This is a genomic window from Bacteroides sp. OM05-10AA (assembly GCF_003439055.1).
In the GTDB taxonomy this organism is placed as follows: domain Bacteria; phylum Bacteroidota; class Bacteroidia; order Bacteroidales; family Bacteroidaceae; genus Bacteroides; species Bacteroides intestinigallinarum.
The window spans coordinates 114,133-130,708 of record NZ_QSUR01000021.1 but is presented as its reverse complement, the minus strand read 5'-3'; the positions used below and the strand labels follow the sequence as shown (position 1 = coordinate 130,708).

11 protein-coding genes and 6 tRNA genes are annotated in these 16,576 nt (G+C 43.0%); 15 read left to right on the top strand and 2 right to left on the bottom strand.

Annotated features, from left to right (window positions below):
- Window positions 1-157: 157 nt before the first annotated feature.
- From DXB58_RS16970 to DXB58_RS16960, 3 genes are all read left to right on the top strand, one after another.
- Window positions 158-2,536 (top strand): ATP-dependent helicase, encoded by a 2,379-nt coding sequence (locus DXB58_RS16970; protein ID WP_117935685.1) that lies wholly within the window; start codon window positions 158-160, stop codon window positions 2,534-2,536.
- Between the two features lie 25 nt (window positions 2,537-2,561).
- The gene (locus DXB58_RS16965) at window positions 2,562-3,251 is read left to right on the top strand and encodes a hypothetical protein (protein WP_004295713.1); all 690 of its coding nucleotides are present in this window, start codon (window positions 2,562-2,564) and stop codon (window positions 3,249-3,251) included.
- A gap of 280 nt (window positions 3,252-3,531) precedes the next feature.
- Complete coding sequence (locus tag DXB58_RS16960) at window positions 3,532-4,887, top strand: energy transducer TonB (RefSeq protein ID WP_122137630.1); 1,356 nt, start codon at window positions 3,532-3,534, stop codon at window positions 4,885-4,887.
- Window positions 4,888-5,031: 144 nt separating this feature from the next.
- Here DXB58_RS16960 and DXB58_RS16955 read toward each other — a convergent pair whose 3' ends face one another.
- Window positions 5,032-5,589 carry an NAD(P)H-dependent oxidoreductase gene (locus tag DXB58_RS16955; RefSeq protein WP_117935681.1) on the bottom strand — a complete coding sequence of 186 codons (558 nt, stop codon included), beginning with the start codon at window positions 5,587-5,589 and terminating at the stop codon, window positions 5,032-5,034.
- A gap of 175 nt (window positions 5,590-5,764) precedes the next feature.
- On the opposite strand from DXB58_RS16955, the gene nspC reads away from it, so the two are divergent.
- The 9 genes from nspC to nagA (DXB58_RS16910) all read left to right on the top strand — a co-directional run bounded on the left by nspC (window position 5,765) and on the right by nagA (DXB58_RS16910) (window position 10,191).
- A complete protein-coding gene (gene nspC / locus DXB58_RS16950) occupies window positions 5,765-6,904 on the top strand; it encodes a carboxynorspermidine decarboxylase (protein ID WP_122137629.1) in 1,140 nt (379 codons plus the stop codon).
- A 118-nt stretch (window positions 6,905-7,022) separates the two neighbouring features.
- A tRNA-Gly gene (locus DXB58_RS16945) sits at window positions 7,023-7,095 on the top strand.
- Window positions 7,096-7,129: 34 nt separating this feature from the next.
- Window positions 7,130-7,211: transfer RNA gene (locus DXB58_RS16940), tRNA-Leu, on the top strand.
- A gap of 23 nt (window positions 7,212-7,234) precedes the next feature.
- Window positions 7,235-7,318: transfer RNA gene (locus DXB58_RS16935), tRNA-Leu, on the top strand.
- A 19-nt stretch (window positions 7,319-7,337) separates the two neighbouring features.
- Window positions 7,338-7,410: transfer RNA gene (locus DXB58_RS16930), tRNA-Gly, on the top strand.
- A gap of 32 nt (window positions 7,411-7,442) precedes the next feature.
- A tRNA-Leu gene (locus DXB58_RS16925) sits at window positions 7,443-7,527 on the top strand.
- Between the two features lie 34 nt (window positions 7,528-7,561).
- Window positions 7,562-7,637 (top strand) — tRNA-Gly (locus DXB58_RS16920).
- Between the two features lie 190 nt (window positions 7,638-7,827).
- Window positions 7,828-8,994, top strand: a complete 1,167-nt coding sequence (gene nagA, locus DXB58_RS16915) for an N-acetylglucosamine-6-phosphate deacetylase (protein WP_122137628.1) — start codon at window positions 7,828-7,830, stop codon at window positions 8,992-8,994.
- A gap of 21 nt (window positions 8,995-9,015) precedes the next feature.
- Complete coding sequence (gene nagA / locus DXB58_RS16910; RefSeq protein ID WP_122137627.1) at window positions 9,016-10,191, top strand: N-acetylglucosamine-6-phosphate deacetylase; 1,176 nt, start codon at window positions 9,016-9,018, stop codon at window positions 10,189-10,191.
- Between the two features lie 240 nt (window positions 10,192-10,431).
- On the opposite strand, the gene DXB58_RS16905 is transcribed toward nagA (DXB58_RS16910), so the two are convergent.
- Complete coding sequence (locus tag DXB58_RS16905; protein WP_004310042.1) at window positions 10,432-10,794, bottom strand: co-chaperone YbbN; 363 nt, start codon at window positions 10,792-10,794, stop codon at window positions 10,432-10,434.
- 235 nt (window positions 10,795-11,029) lie between these two features.
- Here DXB58_RS16905 and DXB58_RS16900 point away from each other — a divergent pair, with 235 nt between their 5' ends.
- The 3 genes from DXB58_RS16900 to DXB58_RS16890 are packed head-to-tail and all read left to right on the top strand — an operon-like array spanning window position 11,030 to window position 16,552.
- Window positions 11,030-12,295: a TolC family protein gene (locus DXB58_RS16900; RefSeq protein ID WP_122137626.1), complete on the top strand. Its 1,266-nt coding sequence runs from the start codon at window positions 11,030-11,032 to the stop codon at window positions 12,293-12,295.
- 22 nt (window positions 12,296-12,317) lie between these two features.
- Entirely contained in the window at window positions 12,318-13,412 is a 1,095-nt protein-coding gene (locus tag DXB58_RS16895; protein ID WP_122137625.1) for an efflux RND transporter periplasmic adaptor subunit, read from the top strand.
- A 14-nt stretch (window positions 13,413-13,426) separates the two neighbouring features.
- Window positions 13,427-16,552 carry an efflux RND transporter permease subunit gene (locus tag DXB58_RS16890; RefSeq protein WP_122137624.1) on the top strand — a complete coding sequence of 1,042 codons (3,126 nt, stop codon included), beginning with the start codon at window positions 13,427-13,429 and terminating at the stop codon, window positions 16,550-16,552.
- The last annotated feature ends 24 nt before the right edge of the window (window positions 16,553-16,576 follow it).

Here is a 16,576-nt window from a genome sequence, read left to right as displayed (position 1 = left end):
ATTTATTCACAATAGAAGAAGTACCACCAAATTTGACGAAGAACCGAAAATTCATAAAAATACCTTCATTCTCGAATGAATATTATACTTTTGTATTGAGAACAAATTTGAATGCCAAGGGTTTGTTAAAAATCCACATTGTTTTTATAATGCTGTTATGAATACCAATTATATAGATGAATTGAACGAGAGTCAGTGTGCTGCAGTGACTTATAATGACGGTCCTTCGCTGGTGATAGCCGGTGCAGGTTCGGGGAAGACGCGCGTATTGACTTATAAAATCGCTTACTTGCTGGAACAGGAGAACGGCTACAATCCGTGGAATATCCTTGCACTGACCTTTACGAATAAGGCGGCGCGCGAGATGAAAGAGCGTATTGCCCGTCAGGTAGGTATGGAACGGGCACGTTATTTGTGGATGGGGACTTTCCATTCCATCTTCTCACGGATTCTTCGTGCCGAAGCAACATTTATCGGGTTCACTTCCCAGTTCACCATCTATGATACGGCTGATAGTAAGAGTCTGCTTCGTTCCATTATTAAAGAGATGGGATTGGACGAGAAAACTTATAAACCGGGAGCGGTACAAGCACGTATCTCCAATGCCAAGAATCATCTGGTCACTCCCACGGGGTATGCTGCCAATAAAGAGGCTTACGAAGGAGATATGGCTGCCAAGATGCCTGCTATCCGTGATATCTATACCCGTTATTGGGACAGATGTCGTCAGGCAGGTGCAATGGATTTCGATGATTTACTGGTGTACACCTATATTTTATTCCGTGACTTTCCGGAAGTGTTGGCACGCTACCGGGATCAGTTCCGTTATGTGCTGGTAGATGAGTATCAGGATACGAATTATGCGCAGCATAGCATTGTCTTGCAACTGACTAAAGAAAATCAACGGGTCTGTGTCGTGGGAGACGATGCGCAAAGTATCTATTCTTTCCGTGGGGCGGATATTGACAATATTCTCTATTTTACAAAAATCTACCCCAATACGAAAGTCTTTAAACTGGAGCAGAATTACCGTTCCACACAAACCATTGTTTGTGCTGCCAACAGCCTGATTGAGAAGAATGAACGTCAGATACGGAAAGCCGTGTTTTCGGAGAAAGAAAAGGGGGAACCTATCGGTGTATTTCAGGCGTATAGCGATGTGGAAGAGGGAGATATTGTAGCTAATAAGATTGCAGAGCTACGACGGGAGTATCGCTACGGATATGCTGATTTTGCCATCCTGTATCGTACGAATGCACAAAGCCGTATTTTTGAAGAGGCTCTTCGGAAACGAAGTATACCTTATAAGATTTACGGAGGACTTTCGTTCTACCAGCGAAAAGAGATAAAAGATGTGATTGCTTATTTCCGTTTGGTAGTGAATCCGAATGATGAAGAAGCATTCAAGCGAATCATTAATTATCCGGCTCGTGGTATTGGAGATACGACAGTCGGGAAGATTATATCGGCGGCTACCGATCATGGTGTAAGTCTTTGGGCGGCACTCTGTGAACCATTGAGTTACGGACTGGATATAAATAAAGGAACGCATGCAAAACTGCAAGGCTTTCGTGAATTGATAGAAGGTTTCATTGTCGATCAGGCAGATAAGAACGCTTATGAAATAGGAACGAATATCATCCGTCAGTCCGGCATTATCAACGATGTCTGCCAGGACACATCCCCCGAGAACCTAAGCCGTAAGGAAAATATAGAAGAGTTGGTGAATGGAATGAATGACTTCTGCGCTTTGCGGCAGGAGGAGGGTAACCCGAATGTGTCTCTTACCGATTTCCTTTCGGAGATTGCATTGCTTACCGATCAGGATTCCGACAAGGCGGATGATGGGGAAAAGATAACGTTGATGACAGTTCATTCGGCTAAAGGATTGGAGTTTAAGAATGTATTTGTGGTTGGTCTGGAAGAAAACCTGTTTCCCAGTGGGATGGTAGGAGATTCTCCCCGGGCACTGGAAGAAGAACGTCGTTTGTTCTATGTAGCTATTACTCGTGCGGAGGAACATTGTTATCTGTCTTTTGCCAAAACCCGTTTCCGTTATGGAAAGATGGAATTTGGAAGCCCCAGTCGTTTCTTGCGTGATATCGATGTTCATTACTTGCAACTGCCGCATGAGGCAGGAGTGAGCCGGGCTGTCGATGAAGGTGCAGGACGTTTCCGTAGAGAGATTGAAGGAGGATTCACCCGTTCAGCTTCTCCGTCGCGTGCCCCTTTCGGAAGTACATCTTCCGAACAGCGTGAACGTCCGAAAGCACAGATCATTGCTCCCAGCGTACCGAGAAATTTGAAGAAAGTTAGTACTGTTAGCCCAAGTAACGGTGTACAGGCAACCTCTTCCACTTCGGCATCGGTAGCAGGAGTACAGGTCGGACAGATGATAGAGCACGAACGTTTCGGATTGGGTGAAGTGATTAAAGTAGAAGGAACGGGAGACAATGCGAAAGCAACTATTCATTTTAAAAATGCGGGAGACAAACAACTATTATTACGTTTCGCTCGTTTTAAAGTGGTAGAATAAATAATAACACTAAATAGAGAGACTCATGAAGAAACAACTAACAGTAATTTTGCTTTCCGCTTTGATTTTGAGTGGATGTGCGTCGGGGCGTATGGGAAATCCGGGAGCTATCATGGCAGGTGCTTCTATCGGAGGTAGTCTGGGAAGTTCGATAGGCGGACTTATCGGAGATAATAATCATGGCTGGAGAGGCGGTTACCGTGGTTCTGCTATTGGGAATATTGTGGGAACCATTGCCGGTGCGGCTATTGGAAACGCGTTGACGGCGCCGAGACAAGAGCAAATAGAGGAAGATGCGTATATTCCTGAAGTGAGGGAAGTCCGTGTGCAAAAATATAAGAAGCAGCCGGTGCAGCAGCCTATTTCTCAACTGAAGTTGCGCAAGATCCGTTTTATAGATGATAATCGCAGTCATGTGATTGATGCGGGAGAAAATAGCAAGATAATTTTTGAGATTATGAATGAAGGGAGAAATCCTGTTTATAATGTAGTTCCTGTGGTAGAAACGGTGGGGAAGGTGAAGCATCTCGGCATTTCTCCTTCCGTGATGGTGGAGGAGATTCTTCCGGGTGAAGGCATCCGTTATACCGCTTCCATTCACGCAGGTGAAAAATTGAAAGACGGTGAAGTGACATTCCGTGTCGCAGTGGCGGACGAGAATGGAGTGATTTGTGATTCGCAAGAATTTACCCTGCCTACACAGCGCGGAAACTAGAAATAACAGCCCGAATATCCGGTTTAAACATAGTGACGGTATATGCTTGGAATAGTGACGCTATCCTAAGCATATACCGTCACTATGTTGGTGGGATAGCGTCACTCTTTTACGGAGTATCTTTTTCTTTTCATAAGCAGTGCTGACTCACTTTTTCTGCAATAATATTATTTCTGTCATGATCTATAATTATTAGGGCATCTATTAGTATCATGAAATCGTAATATTATTATCTTTGTTGGTAAATGATAAAAACCTGAAAAACAGGAGGAAAAAGATAATGAATAAATTTTATTTTATCTTATTGTTGTGTTTGTTTTCATCCTGTAGGATGAACAAGACAAACCATGTAGAAACATGCAAAACTGAAAATGACAGTACAGAACAGTTCTATGACCAGTCGGAGGGTATGGAAATATTGGATACACTGGGTAAGGTTTATGGTAATGAACCTCATATAGCCGGGTTGTCTTTGGAAACTCCCAACTGCCCCGACTTTATTGAAGGTATCTATTTTGATAAAGCTACTCTTGTTTTTCAGGTCACAGGAGATACAGTCAAAGCACGGCAGATATTGGAAAAGGCTTCCGGAAGTAAGAATTTCAGGCTGGAACTTATGGGTGGTAGTAATTACTCGCAAACCCAGTTGCTCGCTATCCAGAAGGAGTTAAATAAGAAAATGGAAGAGTCGGGATATGAGAATATAAAAAGGAATGTAACGGGATATGGTGTAGGATTGCGATATATAGAAATCCGTCTGATTGTGAATACTCCCGAAAAACAAAAAGAATTCCGGGAGAAGATTATGGACTCGCCTGCTTTTCAATTTAGTGGTGTGACAGAGCCGATTATCAATCAAAAAGTGGGTGTGAACCATATAAACGGTATTTATATCCGTCCCGAATATCCGGTTTATTCTACAGCTGCAGAACAGGTAACATTCATTCTCAATAACTACAGCGGTGGAACAATAGAATGTGGAGAACGTTATTATGTTACTTTTGAAGATGAAAAGGGGATCTGGCGGGAATTGCCTATGAATACCGCTTTTGTTAGCATAGCTTATGTTATACAGGATAAGGGAGAACGGGAGATGAGGGCTTCGCTTTATCCGGATGTGCATCCGAATAAAGCCGGACGTTACCGTTATTTTTACGAGGTGACCATCAACAGGAAACCTGTCTTGATGATGGCTGAATTTAGATTGTCAGACAATGAGAAGGAATGGAAAGAGGCAAAAAGAACGCCTTTACCCGAAGGATTGTTGACAATGAAGCAGGACAACACTCATCAGACGGTTGGGGAACAGGTGGAAGAACCGGTTTATGATATGGTGGAGGTCATGCCGGAATTTCCAGGAGGTGTACGCGCTATGCTTGATTTCATTAAGAAGAATATTCAGTATCCGGAAATAGCCCGCAAAAATGGCATACAGGGGAGGGTGATTGTAGGAGTTGTGGTTGATAAGAATGGCTCTGTAACCAATCTGACTATTCTCAAAAGCATTGATCCTTATTTGGATAAAGAAGCTATCCGTGTTATCAGGCTTATGCCGAAGTGGAAACCGGGGACACAGATGGATAAACCGGTGAAGGTTAAATATGCTATTCCCGTAAGTTTTAAACTTGCCGATTAAAGATAACAAATTCCGGAGATAAAACTAGGTTGGAGAAGTTGCTTTCATACCGAATAAGACTATACCTAAAACCATACCTAAAGCTATGCTTTAGCATCTGTAAAGCGTAGCTTTAGATTAGATAAAGCTACGCTTTTCATAGTCTTACCAATTATTTCCGGCGTTACTGCTATTGACCAGCATCTCTACCCGCTGTCTGTATGTATTTGCTCCTTCAGCGATATTCTTTCCCGCATCCGCTGTTCCCATTCCATAAACAACGATAGGAGTCTGCCACACCATACCTGAATGGATAGCACTGCCCTGATAAGGGCGTAAAAGTTCGTCCGTAGTGAAACCATTCCTTCCTCCGCTGCGGTAAGCATCGAATTCAGATCCGGTAGTTGTTACCACTGTCAGCGGTTTACCGGCGACTGCCGGAGTCTTGGATAGGAAAGTAAAGACTTCATCCTGCCATTTCTTTAGTAATGACGGTGCAGACATCCAATAGAAAGGAAACTGATAGATCACAGCAGAGGCATCAGAGATGATTTTACTCCATTCGTCTACATTGAAAGCGATGTCAGGCGATAATTCGTAAAGGTTGAATACGGCTACTCCTTCAATGTCACCAACGGCATCAATTAATGCTTTGTTTGCTTGAGATCCTTTCATGTTTGGATGTGCCAGCAGGATCACTACTTTTCTTAAATCTTTATTCATATTCAATCAGGTATTTAGGATGATATAACTACTTATAGATTATAAAGGTGTAAAAATAAGAAAAAGTTCGCGAAAACCAATATCTTAATTAAAAATAAAACAATCCCTCTTTGCTTTTGAATTTGTATTTTTGCATCCACGTTCGTAAGGCGTTATTTTAGATAATAATTTGTATATGATAGATTTTAATCAGTTCCCTTCTCCTTGTTACATCATGGAAGAAGAGCTTTTAAGAAAGAACCTGTGTTTGATAAAAAGCGTGGCCGACAGGGCGGGAGTGGAGATCATTCTTGCTTTCAAGTCATTTGCCATGTGGCGCTCTTTCCCCATATTCCGTGAATATATAGATCATTCTACGGCAAGTTCGGTGTATGAAGCCCGTTTGGCATTGGAAGAGTTCGGCAGCAAGGCGCATACATATTCTCCTGCTTATACGGAACAGGATTTCCCGGAAATCATGCGTTGCAGCAGTCATATCACATTCAACTCAATGCAGCAGTTTGAACGCTTCTATCCGATGGTGGTTGCAGAAGGAAGTGGCATCTCTTGTGGTATCCGCGTAAATCCTGAATATTCGGAAGTGGAAACCGAACTTTATAATCCATGTGCACCCGGCACACGTTTTGGGATAACAGCCGATTTGCTGCCCGAAGCATTACCGCAAGGTATTGAAGGCTTTCATTGTCATTGTCACTGTGAATCTTCTTCTTATGAGCTGGAACGTACATTGGAACATCTTGAAGCTAAATTTGCCCATTGGTTTTCACAGATTAAATGGTTGAACCTGGGTGGTGGACACCTGATGACTCGTAAGGACTATGATACCGAACATTTGATAAGACTGTTGCAAGGATTAAAAGCACGCTATCCTCATTTGCGCATTATCCTGGAACCCGGTTCGGCCTTTACCTGGCAGACGGGAGTGCTGACTTCCGAAGTGGTGGATATTGTGGAAAGTCGTGGTATCAAGACGGCTATTTTGAATGTTAGTTTCACTTGCCACATGCCGGATTGTCTGGAAATGCCATACCAACCTGCCGTGCGTGGTGCAGAGATGGGAAATGAAGGAAAATATATTTATCGTCTCGGAGGAAATTCCTGTTTGAGCGGTGATTATATGGGACTGTGGAGCTTCGATCACGAGTTGCAAATCGGAGAGCGTATCGTGTTCGAAGATATGATTCATTATACGATGGTCAAGACAAATATGTTTAACGGAATTCATCATCCTGCCATTGCCATCTGGACAAAAGAGGGGAAAGCTGAAATATACAAGCAATTTTCTTATGAAGATTATCGTGACCGAATGAGTTGATAATCAAAATGATTGTTTTGCGGTAGGTGCAAAGTGAACAGATTTCTGTGAAAAAAGTAGGCAGAATGTTTGCATGTTTACGGAAAATCCCTACCTTTGCAACCGCAAACGAAAAAATGCGGAAATAGCTCAGTTGGTAGAGCATAACCTTGCCAAGGTTAGGGTCGCGAGTTCGAGTCTCGTTTTCCGCTCATGTTTCTTTGAAATGTTGGAACAATAATCTTTGCCCAGGTGGCGGAATTGGTAGACGCGCACGTTTCAGGTGCGTGTGTCGAGAGGCATGCAGGTTCGAGTCCTGTTCTGGGCACAAAGGTTAAACTTTAAAATTATGGAGAGGTGGCGGAATTGGTAGACGCGCTACTTTGAGGTGGTAGTGACAGAAATGTTGTGGGAGTTCGAGTCTCCTCCTCTTCACAGTTTATGAAAGTGAAATGCGGAAATAGCTCAGTTGGTAGAGCATAACCTTGCCAAGGTTAGGGTCGCGATTTCGAGTCTCGTTTTCCGCTCTTGTTTCTTTGAAATAATGGAACTAAGTTTTGCCCAGGTGGCGGAATTGGTAGACGCGCACGTTTCAGGTGCGTGTGTCGAGAGGCATGCAGGTTCGAGTCCTGTTCTGGGCACCAATCTTTCAGATTTCTGAATGACGAAATTTAGTTTGCGGAAATAGCTCAGTTGGTAGAGCATAACCTTGCCAAGGTTAGGGTCGCGAGTTCGAGTCTCGTTTTCCGCTCCATATAAGATGAGGTTGTCAGTCGATAAGATTGGCAACCTTTTTTTGTATAATATTGGAAGTTTACCGGACGATTGTATCGATAGATTGAACGGAAAAGCGTAATTTTGCAAACGAAAAAATCAATGTACTCCCCCCAAAAAAGAGCGTCATTGATTCACACAGACCTTTAATTAATTTAACTATTTGTGATATGTTAACACAGATCATTAATGCACGCATCCTCACCCCGCAAGGCTGGTTGAAGGATGGGTCAGTTCTTATTCGTGACAATAAAATTCTGGAAGTAACTAATTGTGACCTTGCAATTATCGGAGCCAAACTGATTGATGCCAAAGGAATGTATATTGTTCCGGGAGGTGTAGAAATCCATGTTCACGGTGGCGGTGGAAGAGACTTTATGGAAGGCACCGAAGAGGCTTTCCAGACAGCAATCAAAGCTCATATGCAGCATGGCACTACCAGTATTTTTCCTACTCTTTCTTCTTCTACCATTCCAATGATCCGTGCAGCCGCGGAAACTACAGAGAAAATGATGGCGGAGCCTAATAGCCCTGTGCTCGGACTTCATCTGGAAGGACATTATTTCAATATGGCGATGGCAGGTGGACAGATTCCCGAAAATATCAAAGATCCCGATCCCGAAGAATATATTCCGTTGCTGGAAGAAACTCATTGTATCAAACGTTGGGATGCCGCACCGGAACTTCCCGGAGCCATGCAATTTGGTAAATATATCACAGCGAAAGGGGTGTTGGCTTCGGTAGGACATACCCAGGCAGAATTTGAGGATATACAGACAGCCTATGAGGCGGGATATACGCATGCCACTCATTTTTATAATGCAATGCCGGGATTCCATAAACGGAAAGAGTACAAGTATGAAGGTACGGTAGAAAGTATTTATCTGATTGATGATATGACAGTGGAAGTGGTGGCAGACGGTATTCATGTGCCTCCAACAATCTTGCGCCTTGTATACAAGATAAAAGGAGTGGAACGCACTTGTCTGATAACGGATGCATTGGCTTGTGCGGCCAGTGATAGTCAGGTGGCTTTTGATCCGCGTGTGATTATCGAGGACGGAGTATGTAAGCTGGCAGACCATTCAGCACTGGCGGGAAGTATTGCAACGATGGATCGACTGATTCGTACCATGGTGCAGAAGGCGGAAATACCTTTGGAGGATGCCGTGAGAATGGCCTCCGAAACTCCTGCCCGGATTATGGGAGTACTCGACCGTAAAGGAACGCTGGAGCGTGGCAAGGATGCCGATATAATTGCTTTAGACAGAGACTTGAATGTGGGAGCTGTATGGGCGATGGGAGAACTGGTGGAAGGCACCAATAAACTGTTTTAAATCTAATAAATAACGAAAACTATGTTGACTCAAATAATAAATGGAAGAATATTGACCCCGCAAGGCTGGTTGAAAGATGGTTCCGTATTGATTTGTGATGGAAAAATATTAGAGGTGACCAATAGTGATTTGGCGGTTATCGGTGCAACGGTTATTGATGCCAGAGGGATGACGATTGTGCCTGGATTTGTAAGTATGCATACACATGGAGGTGGCGGACATGATTATACGGAAGCAACGGAAGAAGCATTCCGCACGGCAACTACTGCACATCTGAAACATGGTGCTACCGGGATATTTCCTACATTATCATCTACCTCGTTCGAAAGAATCTACCAGGCAGTCGATGTCTGTGAAAACCTGATGAAAGAGAAGGACTCTCCTGTTCTTGGCCTGCATATCGAAGGTCCTTACCTGAATCCGAAGATGGCGGGAACCCAGTATGACGGTTTTCTGAAAACTCCGGATGAAAACGAATATATTCCTTTATTGGAGCATACCTCTTGTATCAGACGTTGGGACATCAGTCCTGAACTGCACGGTGCACATGATTTTGCAAAGTACACCCGTTCGAAAGGAATTATGACTGCCGTAACACATACGGAAGCCGAATATGATGAAATCAAGGCTGCGTATGCAGTGGGCTTCTCTCATGCTGCCCATTTTTATAATGCGATGCCGGGTTTCCATAAACGTCGTGAGTATAAATATGAGGGTACGGTGGAGAGCGTATATTTGACGGATGGGATGACAGTGGAAGTGATTGCAGATGGTATTCACTTGCCTGCCACGATTCTAAAATTGGTTTATAAGTTGAAAGGTGTAGAGAATACGTGCCTCGTTACCGATGCTTTGGCTTATGCTGCTTATGAAGGGAATGAACCGATTGATCCTCGCTATATCATAGAGGACGGCGTATGTAAGATGGCAGATCATTCTGCATTGGCCGGTAGCCTGGCTACGATGGATGTATTGGTTCGCACCATGGTGAAGAAAGCAAATATACCTTTGGAAGATGCCGTGCGTATGGCTTCTGAAACTCCTGCCCGTTTAATAGGAGTGAGTGACCGGAAAGGGGCGTTGGCAAAGGGAAAGGATGCTGATATTGTGATTCTTGATAAGGAACTGAATGTACGATGTGTATGGTCGATGGGAAAGATTGTTCCGGGAACTGATATTCTGTTGCATAAAGAATAGTTGAAATAATTCCCAAAAAGGAGGGGCATAATGAATAATAAAACGCAGATTAACGCAAATTATCGCAGATTATTTCATTTATATTGATTTATTAATCAACGACTTATAAAATTATTTCTGCAATAATTTGCGTTAATCTGCGTTTTGACATACTCCCTATTGTAAAAGCAAATGTTCTGTATGATATTAAGAGCCCGGTGGTTTATCATCATCAGAAGCTTTCCGGACTTTTATGTATTTCTATTCTGAAAGCAAACTGCTTTCTATCAGTTCTTTCAATTGGTTTTTATTCATTGTACCTAACTTCATTGTCGGTTTGCCGTTCAGCGGGCAAAGTAACAGGTTGGGAATGGTGCGGATTTTAAATGCACTTTCCAATTCCGGTTCCTGATCGACGTCTACTTTATAAATATCTAATTTCCCTTCGTATTCTTTAGCCAGTTGGTCTAATATAGGCGATAACGCTTTGCAATAGACGCACCACGGGGCATGAAAATCGACCAGGCAAGGTTTATTCCCTTTGAAGTTCCAGTTATCAGGATAAGATTGATAATCAGCTACCTTCTCTACAAAACTATCTTTGGTTAAATCTATTATTTTCATATATTCTATTTTTAATGGTTCATTTCATTTTCTCTACTGCAAAGATAGGGGAACTGTGATAAAAGAAGGATAGCCATTTTTCCTGTTGTGTTTACAATTCTTCCTTTATGGCTATTTTCTAATCAAATTCTAATCTGATATGAGAGGCTTATAATGGCTTTTTCCCGTCTCTCCGGCTATAGAATTGTAATTTTGCCGCGACAACTACAATAAGGTAATAAAGATAAATATAGTAATGAACAGAGTATTTCTAATTTCTTTTTTTCTTCTGCTGACAGGAGGAATATGCGCGCAACAGGCTACCACAGGAGCATTAACGCTGAAAGAGGCGGAACAACGTTTTCTGGAACGTAACTTATCGCTGATAGCCGAACGGTACAACATTGATATGGCACAGGCACAAGTGCTGCAAGCCAAATTATTTGAGAATCCGGTAATCTCGTTAGAACAGAATGTTTATAACCGCCTGAACGGAAAGTATTTTGATTTTGGCAAGGAGGGCGAAATGGTTGTGGGGATTGAACAGGTAATTCGTCTTGCCGGACAACGGAATAAGCAGGTGAAACTGGAGAAAATCAATAAAGAAATAGCAGAATATCAGTTTGAAGAGGTGATGAGAACACTTCGTCAGGAGCTGAATGAGAAGTTTGTACAAGTCTATTTTCTCTCGAAATCCATATCCATTTATGAGAAGGAAGTGAATTCTCTGCAAGAGTTACTTGCCGGAATGAAACTGCAACAGGAGAAAGGAAATATTTCATTGATGGAAATGTCCCGTCTGGAATCTATGCTGTTCTCTTTGAAGAAAGAGAAGAATGAACGGGAAAACGAGTTGTTAACCCTTAGAGGGGAACTTAATGTCTTGTTAAATCTTCCGGGAGACACGATGGTTGAGTTATCACTGGATGAAGAGGTGTTGAAGCAATTGGATTTGTCTCAACTATCGTTCGCCGACTTGAAAGCGATGGTGAATGAACGGCCGGATCTCAAAATTGCCCGGAGTACGGTCAGTGCTTCCCGTGCAAATCTGAAATTGCAGAAATCAATGGCATTTCCGGAATTTTCGGTGAATGGTAGTTATGACCGTGCCGGAAACTTTATCAATAATTATTTTGCAATAGGAGTGAGCCTGTCAGTACCTATTTTCAACCGCAACCAGGGAAATGTGAAAGCTGCCCGTTTTAGTATCCAGCAGGCAGGAGCGGAACAGGAAAATGCGGCTAACCGTGCGGATATGGAGCTTTATACCGCTTATGCTTCGTTGGATAAAGCTGTTCAGCTTTATCAATCTACCAATATGGAACTGGAACGTAACTTCGAAAAACTGATAGCAGGAGTGAATGAGAACTTTAAGAAACGAAATATCAGCTTGTTGGAGTTTATCGATTACTATGACAGCTATAAAGAAACTTGTATTCAGCTACATGAAATAAAGAAAGATGTTTTCCTGGCGATGGAAAACCTGAATACAACTATCGGACAAACTATATTGAACTACTAATATTCATAAATTATCAAAGACTATGAACTGGAATAAATTCCTTCCTTGCATATTGCTTACTACCGTATTGGGAGCATGCTCCGGTAAAGGAGAACAAACGAATGTTGAACCGACTGCCTTATGCCTGACAGATAGCTTGTTGAGAATTGTATCTGTCGATACGGTTCACGTTCAAGAGGTGATTGACGAACTGACATTGAACGGGCGGGTCACTTTTAATGAGAATCAGGTGGCACATGTATATCCGATGTTTGGAGGTACGGTAACAGAACTGAAGGCTGAAATAGGAGACTTTGTTCGTAAGGGAGAGGTATTGGCAGTCATCCGCAGTGGAGAAGTGGCAGATTATGAAAAGCAATTGAAAGAGGCGGAACAACAATTATTGCTGGCACGCAGAAATATGGATGCCACGCAGGATATGTATGCTTCCGGCATGGCTTCGGATAAGGATGTACTTCAGGCGAAGCAGGAGTTGACAAGTGCCGAAGCCGAAGAAAGAAGAATAAAGGATGTTTTCTCTATTTATAATTTCTCCGGAAATGCTTATTATCAGCTGAAATCTCCTGTTTCGGGGTTTATTGTGGAGAAACAAATCAGCAGGGATATGCAGTTGCGTCCGGATCAGAGTGAAGAACTGTTCACGATTTCGGGGTTGTCAGACGTATGGGTGATGGCGGATGTGTATGAAAGCGATATCAGTAAGGTTTCCGAAGGTGCTTCCGTACGCATTTCTACGTTGGCTTATCCGGATAAGATGTTTGCCGGTACGATTGATAAGGTGTATCATTTGTTGAATAGTGAAAGTAAAACGATGAATGTCCGCATCAAATTGAAGAATGAAGAGTATTTGTTGAAACCGGGGATGTTTACGAATGTAAGTGTGAAATGTAAAGCGGATGGAACTTCCATGCCTCGTATCGATGCTCATGCACTGGTATTTGAAGGAGGAAAGAATTATGTAGTTGTGGTGGAGCCGGATCAGCGTTTGCAGGTGAAAGAGGTGGATGTGTACAAGCAGTTGAGCAAGGAGTGCTATATCCGTTCTGGACTTTCCGAGGGAGACAGAGTGCTGAATAATAATGTATTGTTGGTATATAATGCGTTGAATGCAGATTAAAAACAGAAAATAGTATGCACAAATTCATAGATAATATAGTGGCTTTCTCGCTGAAGAATAAATTCTTTATTTTCTTCTGTACAGCGATTGCCGTTATAGCCGGAGCTGTTTCCTTTAAACATACTCCGATAGATGCTTTCCCGGATGTGACGAATACGAAAGTGACGATTATCACGCAATGGCCGGGGCGTAGTGCCGAAGAGGTAGAGAAGTTTATCACCATTCCTGTTGAGATTGCGATGAATCCCGTTCAGAAGAAAACGGATATTCGTTCCACCACTCTTTTCGGGCTTTCTGTCATCAATGTAATGTTTGAAGATCGTGTCGATGATTTCACCGCACGTCAACAGGTATATAATTTATTGAATGATGCCGACCTTCCGGACGGGGTAACTCCGGAAGTACAACCTCTGTATGGACCGACGGGAGAAATATTCCGTTATACGCTTCGTAGTGACAAGCGCAGTGTGCGGGAACTGAAAACGATTCAGGATTGGGTGATTGAACGTAATCTCCGTTCGGTGTCCGGCGTAGCGGATATTGTGAGCTTCGGCGGGGAGGTGAAGACGTTTGAGGTAAGTGTGAATCCTCACCAGTTGATTAATTATGGCATTACCTCTTTGGAACTATATGATGCGATAGCTAAAAGTAATATCAATGTAGGAGGAGATGTCATCACTAAAAGTTCGCAAGCTTATGTGGTTCGTGGAATCGGTTTGATTAACGATCTGGATGAATTGAGAAATATCGTAGTGAAAAACATCAATGGCACTCCGATTCTAGTGAAGAATCTTGCCGATGTACACGAATCCTGTCTGCCTCGTCTGGGACAAGTGGGCCGAATGGATGAAAATGATGTTGTACAGGGGATTGTAGTCATGCGGAAAGGAGAGAATCCGGGTGAGGTGATTGCAAACCTGAAAGATAAAATAGAAGACTTGAATCAGAATGTGCTTCCGAAAGATGTGAAGATAGTGGCATTCTATGACCGGGAGGACTTGGTGAATCTGGCGGTAAAGACTGTGACGCATAACCTGATTGAAGGAATATTATTGGTTACGTTTATTGTATTGATCTTTATGGCAGATTGGCGGACTACCGTGATTGTTGCTGTCGTTATCCCATTAGCCCTTTTGTTCGCATTTATCTGTTTACGGGTGATGGGAATGTCCGCCAATCTGCTTTCTATGGGAGCCATAGACTTCGGTATTATTATTGACGGGGCCGTGGTGATGGTGGAAGGAGTGTTTGTGGCTTTGGACAAGAAAGCGAGGGAAGTGGGGATGCCTGCTTTTAATGTGATGTCTAAAATGGGACTGATCCGTCACACGGCAAAAGACAAGGCGAAAGCGGTTTTCTTCTCCAAATTGATTATCATCACTGCATTGATTCCTATCTTCTCTTTCCAGAAGGTAGAAGGAAAGATGTTCTCTCCTTTGGCATACACGTTGGGCTTTGCACTGTTGGGAGCTCTAATCTTTACATTGACATTGGTTCCGGTGATGTCTTCCATGTTACTGAAGAAGAATGTCCGTGAGAAAAACAACCGCTTTGTCCATTTTATCAATGCAAAGTGTTCGGCTCTTTTTGATTTATTCTATGCGCACAGAAAGCTGACCATCGGAATGGCAACCGTAATAGCAGGTGTCGGATTATGGCTTTTCTCTTTCCTGGGTACGGAGTTCCTTCCGAAGTTGAATGAGGGATCTATCTATATTCGTGCTACTTTGCCACAGAGTATTTCGTTGGATGAATCGGTGACTCTTGCCAATAAAATGAGAAAGAAACTATTAACGTTTCCGGAAGTGCGGCAAGTGCTGTCGCAAACCGGACGACCGAATGACGGTACAGATGCTACCGGATTCTATAATATCGAATTCCACGTTGATATTTATCCCGAAAAGGAATGGGAGAGCAAGTTGACAAAACTGGAATTGATTGATAAGATGCAGGATGATTTATCCATTTATCCCGGTATTGACTTCAATTTCTCACAACCGATTACCGATAATGTGGAGGAAGCTGCTTCCGGTGTGAAAGGATCTATTGCGGTGAAAGTGTTTGGTAAAGACTTGTATGAGTCGGAGAAATATGCGGTTCAGATAGATAAGATTCTTAGTACGGTTCAGGGAATTGAAGACTTGGGGGTGATTCGGAACATCGGTCAGCCGGAGCTTCGTATAGAGTTGAATGAACGCCAGTTGGCGCGTTATGGGGTTGCTAAGGAAGATGTGCAATCGATTATCGAAATGGCTATTGGCGGAAAATCGGCTTCACTGTTGTATGAGGATGAGCGGAAGTTCAACATCATGGTAAGATACAGCGAGCAATTCCGCCAGAATGAAGAGGAGATAGGTAAGATATTGGTTCCGGCGATGGATGGAACGATGGTTCCTATCAAAGAATTGGCAGATATAACGACGATTACGGGACCGTTATTGATATTCCGTGATAATCACGCTCGTTTCTGTGCGGTGAAATTCTCGGTGAGAGGTCGTGATATGGGTACGGCAGTTGCCGAGGCGCAGAAAAAGGTGAATGCTTCCGTACATCTGCCGGCAGGCTATTCGCTGAAATGGACGGGCGATTTTGAGAACCAGCAACGTGCAACGAAACGTCTGGCACAAGTTGTCCCTATCAGTATTGCTATCATCTTTATCATCCTGTTTATCCTATTCTCTAATGCGCGGGATGCGGGACTGGTATTGTTGAATGTACCGTTTGCCGCCGTGGGTGGTATTGTGGCTCTTCTGATAACGCAGTTCAACTTCTCCATTTCTGCCGGTATCGGTTTTATTGCCTTGTTTGGTATTTGTATTCAGAATGGGGTGATTATGATTTCCGATATAAAGGCGAATCTAAAACTCGGTTCGCCCTTGGAGAAAGCCACTAAGGAAGGAGTGCGCTCGCGTATCCGCCCTGTGATTATGACAGCGGCAATGGCAGCTATCGGTTTGATGCCCGCTGCCATGAGTCATGGAATTGGTTCGGAATCACAACGTCCGTTGGCGATTGTCATTATCGGTGGATTGATAGGAGCGACTTTCTTTGCTCTGTTTGTCTTTCCTCTCATTGTGGAAGTGGTATATGAACGAATGTTATATGATAAAAATGGAAAGTTATTGCAAAGACGTATTTAGTTCATTTCTATTCTGTGAAAAAAA

Bases quoted from the DNA above. Each gene is read 5' to 3' on its own strand.
- DXB58_RS16970 (WP_117935685.1), top strand. From the start codon at position 158: ATGAATACCAATTATATAGATGAATTGAACGAGAGTCAGTGTGCTGCA.
- DXB58_RS16900 (WP_122137626.1), top strand. From the start codon at position 11,030: ATGAACAGAGTATTTCTAATTTCTTTTTTTCTTCTGCTGACAGGAGGA.
- DXB58_RS16905 (WP_004310042.1), bottom strand. From the start codon at position 10,794: ATGAAAATAATAGATTTAACCAAAGATAGTTTTGTAGAGAAGGTAGCT.
- DXB58_RS16890 (WP_122137624.1), top strand. From the start codon at position 13,427: ATGCACAAATTCATAGATAATATAGTGGCTTTCTCGCTGAAGAATAAA.
- DXB58_RS16955 (WP_117935681.1), bottom strand. From the start codon at position 5,589: ATGAATAAAGATTTAAGAAAAGTAGTGATCCTGCTGGCACATCCAAAC.
- nagA (WP_122137628.1), top strand. From the start codon at position 7,828: ATGTTAACACAGATCATTAATGCACGCATCCTCACCCCGCAAGGCTGG.
- DXB58_RS16965 (WP_004295713.1), top strand. From the start codon at position 2,562: ATGAAGAAACAACTAACAGTAATTTTGCTTTCCGCTTTGATTTTGAGT.
- nspC (WP_122137629.1), top strand. From the start codon at position 5,765: ATGATAGATTTTAATCAGTTCCCTTCTCCTTGTTACATCATGGAAGAA.
- DXB58_RS16895 (WP_122137625.1), top strand. From the start codon at position 12,318: ATGAACTGGAATAAATTCCTTCCTTGCATATTGCTTACTACCGTATTG.
- DXB58_RS16960 (WP_122137630.1), top strand. From the start codon at position 3,532: ATGAATAAATTTTATTTTATCTTATTGTTGTGTTTGTTTTCATCCTGT.
- nagA (WP_122137627.1), top strand. From the start codon at position 9,016: ATGTTGACTCAAATAATAAATGGAAGAATATTGACCCCGCAAGGCTGG.